This window comes from Sphingobacterium sp. 40-24 (assembly GCF_001899705.1).
In the GTDB taxonomy this organism is placed as follows: Bacteria; Bacteroidota; Bacteroidia; order Sphingobacteriales; family Sphingobacteriaceae; genus Sphingobacterium; species Sphingobacterium multivorum.
This window is the reverse complement of sequence record NZ_MKWH01000023.1, coordinates 1-12,605: the sequence shown is the minus strand read 5'-3', so window position 1 is coordinate 12,605 and position 12,605 is coordinate 1. Positions and strand designations below refer to the sequence as shown.

Sequence of the window (12,605 nt, the reverse complement as noted above, 5' to 3'; positions counted from 1 at the left end):
ATATGATTAAAAATTTATTTTGCTGTTTGATAGCTCTTTGGATTGGATCGCTATTGCCTTCCTGTCAAAAAGGTGAACTTATTGTAGAAACTGAAGAACTGGCCCGGATTGCTTTTAGATCCTATAGCACGACGTCAGTGGATGTAAAAAGAGTAACGATAGATGGAAAAGTTGCTAATCCAAGCGATGCTAATTTTATTTTTATCCGAAATAAAGATGCCGATTCTTCATCGGTCGTTGCATATAATAACAATGATCAGGTCATCCTAGAGCAACGGCTTCCTCTCAAATCGGGATTGAATACCTTTGGTGTACATAGTAAAAGTCCCATTGATCCGTCACTCGTTGTCGGGCCAAATCCATTAGGAGATAATGTCGAATCGATTCCGGGTGTGAGACAAGTAAAGATCTTAAATTATAATAAAACAATTTCACCTAATGGTGAGCCAATTCGATTGGCAGTTTATCAAGGTAAGCCTGTCTATGATGAAAGTTGGGGAATGGATATGGTCAAGTATGACGAAAATCCAATCCTGATTACCGACTTGATATCAGATAAAATTCCCGAAGAATTTATCAAAATACCGATTGATGCTACTTTTGTGCCAAAGGCGCAAGTATTGGATAAGGATTTAAAACCGATCCTTATAGATGGACAAAAAGTCTTTTTGTTTTTTAATTTTTCGGTAGACATTGGTATTGTGTATCTCGTTCAAAAAGAACCCGATGCATTTTTTGATGTTGATGCATTCTCAGAAATTGGAGGTATAGGCTATGGTTTGGATAATATCTGGTTACAGAAATAAAACTCATTACAAAACAAACACAGACACCCATCAATACTTCCATAAATGGTAAGCCATTAATTCAAAAGAAGAGTCACTATGAAAGGCATCAATGCTATAAAACATCGTAATTTATTTGCTGTCTCCCTGAAAATTCAGGGAGGTGTAGATCAGTCCATTGACGCCGCTGCGCCGCTCGCCTTACGGAATGAAATGGCGGAGCTGAATGAACTTTATCGGCAATATTTGGAACTGTTGCAGCAGCTGAAAGGCATCGTGCAGGAATATGAATCGAAGGAACGGACCATTCGTTCGAAAATCTTGTCTCCTTCTCTTCGCAAATTAGCCAAAAATGGGCAAACAGGGGCTGATCTTCGGATGGTGATTAATTCGTTAAACTCCTGTGCGCATTGATGAAACTATTTTTTTGACTTATCCTGTATACTTACTTCAATAGGTATTGTCTGATAGCTGCTGCCTATATATTTTGGACTTAAGGCATTCATTTTTTCATATGTAAGAGCAGTGCTTTTGGTGCGCGCGCTTTTAGTATTGATTATTTTCAAGGCTTCCTGTATTAACGGATCTTTACGGTCACCTATTGGAGTTAAAGGTAAATAGGCAAACTCATCCGTCACTTTCTGCGGAGTAATTCCATTGCCATAATCTCCTTGCCCTATAGTATTGTAGATTTTATAGATCATAGGGATCAAATGCCATGAACGCTCATTACCGTGGATCTCTTCGGGAGTGGAAATGGTTGTTGAAGCCATATCTTTACCATAGGTTCTGGCACCAACCTGAACAATTTTTAGGTATGGATTTAATCCATTAATCATCATTTCGGATGCGGAAGCCGTGTTCGGTCCGGTCAGGATAAAGATTCTTTTTAGTTGTAAACCTTGTTTTAGTACTTCGCTAGCGATAAAGGAATAGCCATCTGGCTGTCTCTGTAGCGTTGCTTCAAACGTTTCTTCAATAGGTTTAAGATTTTTGTTTCCTCGATATTTGGCAAAAATATCGTTTTCTTTAATATCCGCCATTAATAATGCACAGAATGCGGCAAAGGCGACTTGACCACCTGGATTATATCGAAGATCGACAATCAATTCCGTTACATGTTTTGATTTGAAATCTTTTATTACTTCTAATAAGGAATAGGCTCCGCTGAAATCAAATTGGCTTATAAAAATGTAACCGACGTTGGGAGAAGATGAAATGACTTTTGATGTATAGACAACCGGCTGTGAGATGTACGACGATGGAAGGTTGAATACTTTACCGTCAAGTCGTTTTACTTGGATCGTTGGTAAACGTAATGATTTGTTTAATAGTAATTGGAAGTTCATCTGATCCATTAATGTCGAATTCATATGGGTTAGACTGTCTCCTCTTTGAAGTCCTGCCAAGTCTGCTTCACTAAAAGGAATTACTTGGGTCACTAATTGAATAGGTCCCGACTGATTGTGTAATTGAACCATATCGAAGCCAAAAGTATTTGTTAGCGTATTTCCATAGGTGTCACTGTTTAGGGTTTGTAAGATGGTTGAAAAATGATCTTCAGGATATAGGATGCCTTTGAAAAACAAATCCGGCCTTTGTTGGTAACCTTCGGTTGATTCAATTTTATCGTTCCAGTAGTAGTACTGTTTCATCTGGTCTAATGTCCATCGGTTAATGGTTGCATTTGACCCTGGCTCGTTAAGTGGAGTATCTTTCTCGCATGAGAATAGAAACGATGAAAAAAAAGCTAAAACAATAATTTTTGATTTACGCATTTTTTAAAATTTTGCTGAAATAAAAATACGTATTATGTTGGTGATACTTGTGTTATCTTTTTGTTGTTCAAATGTTTAATTGCTTTAAATAGGGTGGGCTAATGTAGCTTTTACCCTGTCAAAATGAAAGTTCTATAGGGGGGATTAAAAAAAGGCATCACGGTGAAGTGATGCCTTTGGTTTGTTATAAATCGAAGAATATCGATTAGTAAAGCGTAAACTCTACGCGGCGGTTTTGTTGACGACCATCCGCAGTTTTATTTGATGCAATAGGTTGGTCAGGACCATATCCTGTAGCTTCAATACGTGATGCATTAGCACCCTGCGATACAAGGTATGCTTTTACTGATTCAGCACGTTCTTTTGATAAACGCATGTTCAATTCACGAGAACCTGTATTATCGGTGTGACCAGCTAGTTTTAAGCTGAAATTTTTCTCGATTAACAGTTCGGCTACTTTATTCAATGTCGCGTATGACGTAGGACGTATTGTCGCTTTTCCTAAATCGAATTCTAAGTTCTTAATGGCATCTGCAACGACTTTTCGGTCAGCCTCCGTCACAACAACCTTTTCAACCACTCTAGTTTCGTTTTTCACAACGATTGGACAACCTGCGCCGTCTACCTGTACACCTGAAGGTGTGCCTGGACATTTATCATACTTATTAGCTACACCATCGCCATCATCATCTTTCAAGTCACTGTTTAGGCCATCCAATTGATTTTGTAGCGCTTGGTTTTTAGCATTTAAAGCGTCATTTTGCGCCTTAAGATCATCATATTTTACCGTGTAGTCGTTCACTAAAGTAGCGACGGGGTTTGAATTGTTCAATGCAGGTTTGCTGCTGCTGCCCAATGCAAACTCTAAGCCACCGTGAATGTAAGTAAATAGATCGTTTTTATATTGGCCGCCTCGAATACCATCGAAGTTTTGATTAACCCAGTTTAATTGGTATCCAAGCTCAAAGTTGATTCCTTTGGCAACAGCAAATTTAAGTCCCATATCAAATGGTACATATATCTTAGAAATACCATCGGCTTCTTGAGAAGTAGAACCTGTCGTCAACGTTGTTTTGCTATTCATGACACCAACACCAATTGACGCATAAGGTTTGATAAAACTGTTGAAGAATCTCCAATTGGTATTCGCCGCTTGGAACTCTCCAGACAAAGCAGCAGACCAAGGCGTTTTCGCTTCAAAAGATTGTGTACCATCTTTAAATGCACCACCTGTTTTACCACCAAAGTAGCTCGCTTTAATGCCAAAAGAAGGAGAGATTTGTTTCTTGATATAGGCACTGTAACCCAAGTTCCAAGCTAGATCGTCGTATCCTTCACGATTGAATCCAGCAATGTTAGTCTGATTTGTCACCCCCGCGCCGATACCGATGGACCATGTTCTGTATTGCGTAGCAGGACCAAATGGGGTTGTCCCTTCAATAGATGATACCTTTGTACTTTGAGCAATTGCAGTATTGGCAAATAAGCCTGCAGATGCTAAAGCAAGTGCTAATTGTAATTTTAGTTTCATAGAATTTGTATTTGTAAAAACCGATGCAAAAGTAATGGATTAAAAATTAAGTTAGCAATCGATTTGTAGTTGATATATGACAATTGGTAAACAAAAAGGTGTTTTAATTTAAAAACACCTTTTTGCTAGTGTAATTTATTAGTTATTAATAAAGTGTGAACTCAACGCGGCGGTTTTGTTGACGACCCGCTGCATTTTTATTGGATGCAATTGGTTGGTCCGGACCATATCCAGTCGCTTCGATACGCGACGCATTGGCACCTTGAGATACTAAATATGCTTTTACAGATTCTGCACGCTCTTTTGATAAGCGCATATTTAATTCACGTGAACCTGTATTATCAGTGTGACCTGCGAGTTTTAAACTGAAATTCTTTTCGATTAATAATGCAGCAACTTTATTCAATGTGGCATACGAAGTGGAGCGAATCGTTGCTTTGCCCAAATCGAATTCCAGGTTTTTAATGGCATCAGCAACAACTTTTCTGTCTGCCTCAGTAACCACGACTTTCTCCACGACTTTAGTTTCGTTTTTCACAACAATTGGACAACCCGATCCGTCAACCTGAACACCTGAAGGCGTGCCCGGACATTTGTCATATTTGTTGGCAACACCGTCGCCGTCATCATCTTTTAGATCATTGTTTAATCCATCTAGTTGACCTTGCAAAGCTTGATTTTTAGCATTCAATGCATCGTTTTGAGCTTTCAAATCATCGTATTTAACCGTGTAATCATTCACGAGGGTTGCTACAGGATTTGAATTATTCAATGCAGGCTTGCTGCTGCTGCCCAATGCAAATTCTAGCCCGGCATGTGCATAGGTGAATAGGTCATTTTTGTATTGTTGGGGTGGGTTCGTATTATAACGATTGTCAAATCGTTGATTCGCCCAATTCAATTGGTATCCTAACTCAAAGTTGATCCCTTTTGCGACAGCGAATTTCAAACCGAAATCTGCGGGTACAAAGATCTTAGAATAGGAATCCCCATATTCGCCTCTGTTTCCACCTGCAATTGCAGCAGTTTCAGCATTCATGACCCCGACACCAATCGATGCATAAGGTTTGATAAAACTATTGAAAAATCTCCAGTTGGTATTAGCTGCCAAGAACTCACCCGATAGCGCAACAGACCATGGTGTTTTGGTTTCAAAGCCAGTTTGCTTGTCGCTGTTATCATATCCAGCTGTCTTTCCTCCGAAATAAGTTGCTTTCAGTCCGAAAGATGGTGAGATTTGTTTCTTGATATAAGCACTATATCCTAAATTCCAATCCAGTTTATCATAGCCACCATTGTTAAATTTGGCGATATTTTGCAAGCTGGTAACACCGGCGCCTACACCGATAGACCAAGTTCTGTACTGTGTTGCCGAACCTAGTGGAGTTGTGCCCTCAATTGATGCTTCTTTTGTGCTTTGCGCAAAGGATGCGGTGGATAAAATTCCTGCCGCAACAAGTAATCCTGATTTTTTAAGGCTAATTTTCATAATGCGTGTTTGTAAAATTATCTACTATAATACTGTTGTTAAATTAACTCACTGAACACTCTTGCAATAAATTTGCCAAAAATTATTTGGTTACTCTACACGTCCAAAAAAGTTTGGCACCTCAATTTCAAAAGCCAGATGCTTAACAATATTTTCTGTAAAAATGTTTTGGAAAAAAGTTTTCCTACTTTTTGTAATCAAAATAACATCAACATCTTCATCCCGGATAATGGTATGAATACCGTTTGCAATATTCTCTCGGGAACCTGCAAAATAACTTGGCGATTTGATGATATAGGAAATGTCCTCGATACCGGTTTCAGCAATGATCTCTTCAATCCAATTTTCAAGTTTATTTCCTAATGTGCTGATTTCCAGTTCGTTTTTATTGATGTGAATAAGCTGCAAATGAAAGTTTTTTCCGTACAATGGTATCGCTTGTTTGAGGACTTCAAGTTCTCCGGGTTTGAAATTTGTCAATAAAGCAATGTTGTCATTTTTGAATTTTATCGCATTTTTCGGGATGGCTAAAACGGGGATCTTCGACTCTTTAATGACATCATAAGTATTGCTTCCGATCAAAACAGATTCGAGTCCGGTAACTCCTTTTGTACCCATAACCACGGTTTGATAGTTCTCTTTTATCTCTTGTTTTTCCAATGTTTCGGCCAAAATACCATTGGCAAATAGGGTAGAAATTTTAAGCGAAGGATATTCCTGTAGAAGTTCGGCTACAAGTTTTTCCATTTGATGGCGGGCTTCTCCCTCGGTGGGGTCCACTAAATGCTTCGCATTTGCAAATTTGTTGATATGTGAAGTGAACGAATGAAAGAGTGTAATCTCATCATGTGTTGTCGCTGCGATTTGAGCTGCATAAAACGCGGCAATTCGTGCGTTTTCGGAATAATCTACGGGTATTAATAGTTTAGACATGGCTATAAGGTTATGCTTTAGTGAAAAATATTGGAACTAAGGGATGACTAAATAGTGCTTTTGCAACTGAACGCGTAAAGACACGTTCAAAGAACGATTTTCTCGATCGTGTCACCAATAATATTTTGATCTTTTCCTCATGGATCATCTCATTAATGACTTCCGGAACTGTATCGAGGTCTTCAATATCACCCTGTATTGAATCGACCTCGATAGCAATGTTGGTCACACCGATATATTTTTTGATCTTATATTTCCATACTTCAAGCTTGTCTTCGATTCTGTTTTCTGATGAATGATCGTAGTGAACATGCATCAATTTTAATTCAAAGTCTTTGCCGATAATGTTAACAAAATCCTGTACGGTCTGTACCTCTTCTTCTTTAAAATTAGACAGTAAACCAACTTTGTCAATAGGTGTAAAGGAAGCTTCAGTTGGAATGGCCAAGACAGGTATCTTGGCTTTTTTGCTGATGACATAGGTTGTGCTGCCGATTAGCTGGCTATCGTCATTGGTGATGCCCTTAGTACCCATGATGACAAAATCAAACCGATTAGGAGTGGCGAGTTCCGGTAGCGTTTCTGTAATCATACCGCGCTCACATTGCGTTGTTAGTTCAACCGAAGGATGCTTTAATTTTATTGATTCTGCCAGATTTTTGATCAGGATATCAGCTTTGAATGTTGAAGAATTAGCCTCATTACGGCCATTTTCCTCTTCAAATACTGCAGAAGCTGAAGTATAATTGTGGTAAAGATGGAGTGAATATCCTTTTTCGAGAGCAAGATCCACTGCGTAATTTACAGCATTATTAGAATGAGCCGAAAAATCTACCGGTAGTAGAATGTTTTTTTTCATTAGAAGGAATTTAATCTACAAAATCTAATCTTATTTATTTTGCCTTTAGGGAATATGCGTGAAAGTGTACTAGATTCCCTATCTTACTATCAAATGTAATAAAACAAATGTAATTGTGAATGACCTTAGGTCAAATAGTTTTTGTTGTTTTACATGTTGAATTTGACGAGCTTTAGACAAATATGAATAACGAATAACACTTTTAAAATGTTGTATTTAATATCAGTTTGTGATTTCTATCACCTATAAAATACCTGTGCCCTAATTGTCTGTATGTTATGTCCTGATTTTTTTGTTTGAAAAGTCAATATTGATTTTTGATCGTTTAGAGAAAACAGTCGTTTCAAGGTCAATATATGGAATTCTACATTGCATAACCTACCAATTTTGAGTAAGTTTGCACATATTTTTAGATAATTAAATGACAAGTAGAGAAATTCGTCAAGCCTTTCTGGACTTTTTTAAAAGTAAAGGGCATCAGATAGTACCTTCGGCACCAGTAGTTGTAAAAAATGACCCTACATTAATGTTTACCAATGCGGGGATGAATCAATTCAAAGATTTGTTTCTTGGTGAAGCACCCATCAAATTTCCACGTGTTGCCGATACACAACGTTGTTTGCGTGTTTCCGGCAAACACAATGATTTGGAAGAAGTAGGGATTGATACCTATCACCATACATTGTTTGAGATGTTAGGAAATTGGAGCTTTGGTGATTACTTTAAGAAAGAAGCTATTGCTTGGGCCTGGGAACTGTTGACAGAAGTATATAAGTTAGACAAGGATCGTTTATATGTAACTATTTTTGAAGGGGATGCAAAAGAAGGTTTAGAACGTGATATGGAAGCTTTCGATTTCTGGAAAGAATGGATTGGCGAAGATAGAATTCTCCTTGGAAACAAAAAAGATAACTTCTGGGAAATGGGCGAGACAGGACCTTGTGGGCCTTGTTCCGAAATTCACTTCGATATGCGCAGTGCAGAAGAGCGTAGACAAACTTCAGGACAGAGTTTGGTCAATGCAGACCACCCTCAAGTAATTGAGATCTGGAATCTTGTTTTTATGCAGTTTAATCGCTTGAAAGATGGTTCACTTCAGTCATTACCAGCTAAACATGTTGATACAGGAATGGGCTTTGAGCGTTTGGTGCGATGCATCCAGGGAAAGATCTCCAATTATGATACAGATGTATTTACACCTACCATTGATTTTATTTCTGGGAAGTCAGGCATAAAATACGGTACAGATGAAAAGTCTGATATTGCTATGCGTGTAGTGTCTGATCACATTCGTGCGGTTAGTTTTGCAATTGCCGATGGTCAATTGCCATCTAATAATAAAGCTGGTTATGTGATCCGTCGTATTTTACGTCGCGCGGTACGTTATGCTTATACATTTTTAGGTTTTAAGACTCCTTTTATCAACGAACTCGTCCCTGTGTTGGCATCACAGTTTGCCGGTGTATTCGACGAACTGATTCAACAGCAGGATTTTGTACAGAAAGTAATCTTAGAGGAAGAAGTTTCTTTCCTAAGAACACTGTCTACGGGGGTCCATCGATTTGAAAATTATGTAGAGGATCACAGCGTAATTAATGGTGATTTTGCTTTCGAGCTTTATGATACTTACGGATTTCCGATCGACTTAACTGAATTATTGGCCCGGGAGAAAGGGTTAACGGTTGATATGGAAGGTTTCAACCAAGCACTTCAAATTCAAAAGGATCGTTCTCGTGCTGCCACTGCTATAGATACAGGTGATTGGGTTGTGGTAAATGATGATGAGGGATTTGAATTCGTAGGCTACGACACATTAACTGCCGTTACAGAGGTTATTAAATACCGTAAGGTTGTAGCAAAAAATAAAGAGCAATTCCAATTGGTGCTTTCTGTTAGTCCTTTTTATGCTGAGGGTGGTGGCCAAGTTGGTGACTCTGGAGAATTGGTTTCCGAGGAAACGGGCGAAAAGATTTATATCACGGATACAAAAAAGGAAAATGGTCTATTTGTACATTTTACAAACAAATTGCCATTAGAATTGAAAGGAACATTTGTTGCTCGGGTCGATAAAACCAAAAGAATCGATACCGAAAACAATCACTCGGCTACCCATTTATTACATGCTGCGCTAAAACAGGTGCTAGGAAGCCATGTGAATCAAAAGGGATCATTGGTCAACGCCGATATTTTACGCTTTGACATCTCTCATTTTGCGAAAATGACTGACGAAGAGATTAAACAAGTTGAAGATATTGTCAATGCTAAAATTCGTAAAAATATTCCGCTGAAAGAGGAACGTAATGTACCTTATCAACAGGCATTAGACTCGGGTGTAACAGCACTATTTGGTGAAAAGTATGGCGATTTTGTTCGTGTGATCACCTTTGAAGATCAATATTCTAAAGAATTATGTGGTGGTACGCATGTCAAAGCAACTGGTCAAATTGGGTTTTTTAAAATTGTTTCTGAATCTGCTGTTGCAGCCGGTGTACGTCGTATTGAGGCAATTACCGGAACTCGTTCAGCTTCGGTTATCCGTGAGCATTTCGAATTGGTGCATCACCTGAAAGAGCTTATGAATAATCCAAAGGATTTCGTTTCTGCATTAGGTAAAATCATCGACGAAAATGGCGCTTTGAAGAAAGAAGTCGAGAAAAGCATTACAGAAAAATCCTTGGCATTGAAGTCAGATCTGGAAGCGAAGATTCAACAAGTTGGATCTATAAACTTCTTGTCCACAATTGTTGATCTGCCCAATGCCGAAGCTGTGAAAACCCTAGCCTATGCGGTTAAGGGGGCGGTTAACAACTTGTTTTTGGTCATCGGTGCTGAGTTTGAAGGTAAACCAAGTTTGACCGTTGTCATATCAGATGAATTGGCCAAAGAAAAAGGGTTGAACGCAAGTCATATTGTTCGTGATTTAGCGAAGGATATCCAAGGCGGCGGAGGTGGTCAACCATTTTTCGCAACAGCTGGAGGTAAGAACCCTGCTGGATTAAAGGTTGCAATTGAGCGCGCAATAGATTTTTTGAAATAAATTTTACACAATACCAAGCCATCAGATTTATTCGACATCTTCGTTGGAAGATCCGGATAAATCTGATCGTTTGCACGATTCTTTAAGTTGTGACATGTAACGTGAATCAAACGGAGCAAAGCCATTTGCGTAATGGGGAATAGGTACTTAACAAATAAAAATAAACGGATGAAAAAGGCAGTTTTTTTAGCAGTAGGGATCGTTGGTTTGATGATGGGTTGCCAAAATAAAGAGCAGTTTACCATCGCTGGAAATGTCGAAAATCCTGGCAATATCAAAGTTATTTCATTATATGAAGGTGATACCAAGCTGGATTCTATGTTTTTTGGCGATAATAACAAATTTCAGTTCATACGACCTGCTAGCCAATCCAGACTGTTGTCTTTGCGTATAGGTAAAAATCGGTATGATTTGATTGCTTCTCCGGGGGAGACGATCACATTTAAGACAGATCTTCACAAAGATGTAAATGATTATCAGGTGGATGGTTCTGAATTGTCAAAGACGATACAGCCTTTTGCCAAAGAGCGAAATTATCGCGATTATCTACAGGACTCCTTACAGTCGGTGTTTTCTAAGCTAACAGCCAATTCAACAGCAGCTGAGATCGAAAAGATTCGTGCTGAATATAAATCAAAGTTTGCTGAAGAATTGCGTACATATACAAAAAAAGCCGTCGATTTCTCTAATAAACACAATGATCTTGCAGGTTTTTATGCGATCTCTACCTTAGATCCCGAAGTCGCCGAAAATGAAATCATTACCTATGCAGAGAAAATAAAAAATGAATTTACGGAGAACAGATATGTGACACAGTTTAAAGAGGAGACCCAAAAGCTGAAAAAAATGGCAATTGGGCAACCTGCTCCCGAACTGACTTCATTTACGCCTTCCAACAAAGAGGTAAAATTGTCGAGTTTTAAAGGAAAATATACCTTGGTTGATTTCTGGGCTTCATGGTGTATGCCTTGTCGCCAGGAGAACCCCAATCTCGTTAGGTTGTACAATACTTACCACGCTAAAGGCTTTGATATACTCTCCGTTTCATTTGATGATAATCCTGGCTCATGGATGCGTGCTATCGAAGATGACAAGTTAACCTGGACACATGTATCAGATTTGAAAGCTTGGAGCTCACCAGTTGTGATTGATTACCGTGTGAAAGCCTTGCCTACCTCTTATATTCTCGATCCGAACGGCATTATTATAGCAAAGAACCTGCGCGGCGAGGAGCTGGAGGCATTTTTGAAGAAAACAATTAAATAATCAATCTGTTATTGTTAAATATTATATTACTTAATAATTTGGTAACATTAGATTAACTGATTGTTATCATTTTGTTTATAATTTAGCAAAAAAAATAAGACAAATGAGTTCTTCGAAACAAAAGATTTTAATTGTTGATGACGAAAAAGATATCTTGGATTTAATTGCATTCAACTTAAATCGTGAAGGTTATCAGGTCTCTACAGCGCAAAATGGGGAAGAGGCAATCAACGTTGCCAAACAAGTAAATCCGGACCTCATCATTTTGGATGTGATGATGCCAAAGATGGACGGAATTGAAGCTTGTCGCATCATGCGCGCAATGCCTGAATTCAAAAGTACATTTATGGTGTTTTTGACTGCTAGAAGCGAAGAGTATTCGGAGATCGCAGGATTTCATGTCGGTGCAGACGACTATATTGCAAAGCCGATCAAACCGCGTGCGCTAATGAGTCGCATCAATGCTATCTTAAGAAGAAATGCTTCCGAAGAGTCAGATGCTGCCGTTCAGGATAAAATTGAAATTGCCGATTTGGTTATTGATCGAGATTCTTTCTTAGTCTACAAAGGGGAACAAAAGATCGTTCTTGCAAAGAAAGAGTTTGAGCTATTATATTTGTTGGCTTCAAAACCGAATAAGGTGTTTACGCGTGAACAGATCTTAAAGAGCATCTGGGAAGATTCTGTTGTTGTGACTAACCGTACAATTGACGTTCACATCCGCAAGCTGCGTGAAAAGATAGGAGACGATTATGTAACCACTGTAAAAGGAGTGGGATACAAATTTGATAAAGAATAAAAAAAAGAGGCTTTGGCCTCTTTTTTTATTGATTAACTGTCTCGTCCTGAAATATCGATACACAAAAAGAATCGTTATGGAAGAAGGAACAAATTATGTAAAGCGGACTCAGCGTGATTACACTTTAA

At 38.6% G+C, this 12,605-nt stretch carries 10 protein-coding genes; 5 read left to right on the top strand and 5 right to left on the bottom strand.

The window, feature by feature from the left end:
- The first annotated feature begins 2 nt into the window (after positions 1-2).
- Positions 3-806 carry a hypothetical protein gene (locus tag BGP15_RS08890; RefSeq protein WP_286769268.1) on the top strand — a complete coding sequence of 268 codons (804 nt, stop codon included), beginning with the start codon at positions 3-5 and terminating at the stop codon, positions 804-806.
- Between the two features lie 78 nt (positions 807-884).
- A complete protein-coding gene (locus tag BGP15_RS08885) occupies positions 885-1,199 on the top strand; it encodes a hypothetical protein (protein WP_286752883.1) in 315 nt (104 codons plus the stop codon).
- Positions 1,200-1,204: 5 nt separating this feature from the next.
- Here BGP15_RS08885 and BGP15_RS08880 read toward each other — a convergent pair whose 3' ends face one another.
- From BGP15_RS08880 to BGP15_RS08860, 5 genes are all read right to left on the bottom strand, one after another.
- A complete protein-coding gene (locus tag BGP15_RS08880; protein ID WP_286769267.1) occupies positions 1,205-2,563 on the bottom strand; it encodes a S41 family peptidase in 1,359 nt (452 codons plus the stop codon).
- Positions 2,564-2,768: 205 nt separating this feature from the next.
- Positions 2,769-4,094, bottom strand: a complete 1,326-nt coding sequence (locus tag BGP15_RS08875) for an OmpA family protein (protein ID WP_286769266.1) — start codon at positions 4,092-4,094, stop codon at positions 2,769-2,771.
- A 145-nt stretch (positions 4,095-4,239) separates the two neighbouring features.
- Positions 4,240-5,583: an OmpA family protein gene (locus BGP15_RS08870; protein ID WP_046672191.1), complete on the bottom strand. Its 1,344-nt coding sequence runs from the start codon at positions 5,581-5,583 to the stop codon at positions 4,240-4,242.
- A gap of 90 nt (positions 5,584-5,673) precedes the next feature.
- Positions 5,674-6,516: a universal stress protein gene (locus BGP15_RS08865; protein WP_286769265.1), complete on the bottom strand. Its 843-nt coding sequence runs from the start codon at positions 6,514-6,516 to the stop codon at positions 5,674-5,676.
- Positions 6,517-6,526: 10 nt separating this feature from the next.
- The gene (locus BGP15_RS08860; protein ID WP_286769264.1) at positions 6,527-7,375 is read right to left on the bottom strand and encodes a universal stress protein; all 849 of its coding nucleotides are present in this window, start codon (positions 7,373-7,375) and stop codon (positions 6,527-6,529) included.
- A gap of 421 nt (positions 7,376-7,796) precedes the next feature.
- Between BGP15_RS08860 and alaS the strand changes: the two genes are divergently transcribed.
- From alaS to BGP15_RS08845, 3 genes are all read left to right on the top strand, one after another.
- The gene (gene alaS, locus BGP15_RS08855; protein WP_286769263.1) at positions 7,797-10,412 is read left to right on the top strand and encodes an alanine--tRNA ligase; all 2,616 of its coding nucleotides are present in this window, start codon (positions 7,797-7,799) and stop codon (positions 10,410-10,412) included.
- A gap of 168 nt (positions 10,413-10,580) precedes the next feature.
- Complete coding sequence (locus tag BGP15_RS08850; protein WP_286769262.1) at positions 10,581-11,678, top strand: TlpA family protein disulfide reductase; 1,098 nt, start codon at positions 10,581-10,583, stop codon at positions 11,676-11,678.
- A gap of 103 nt (positions 11,679-11,781) precedes the next feature.
- Positions 11,782-12,477, top strand: coding sequence for a response regulator transcription factor (locus BGP15_RS08845; protein WP_046672195.1), 696 nt, complete (start codon positions 11,782-11,784; stop codon positions 12,475-12,477).
- Positions 12,478-12,605: the final 128 nt, after the last annotated feature.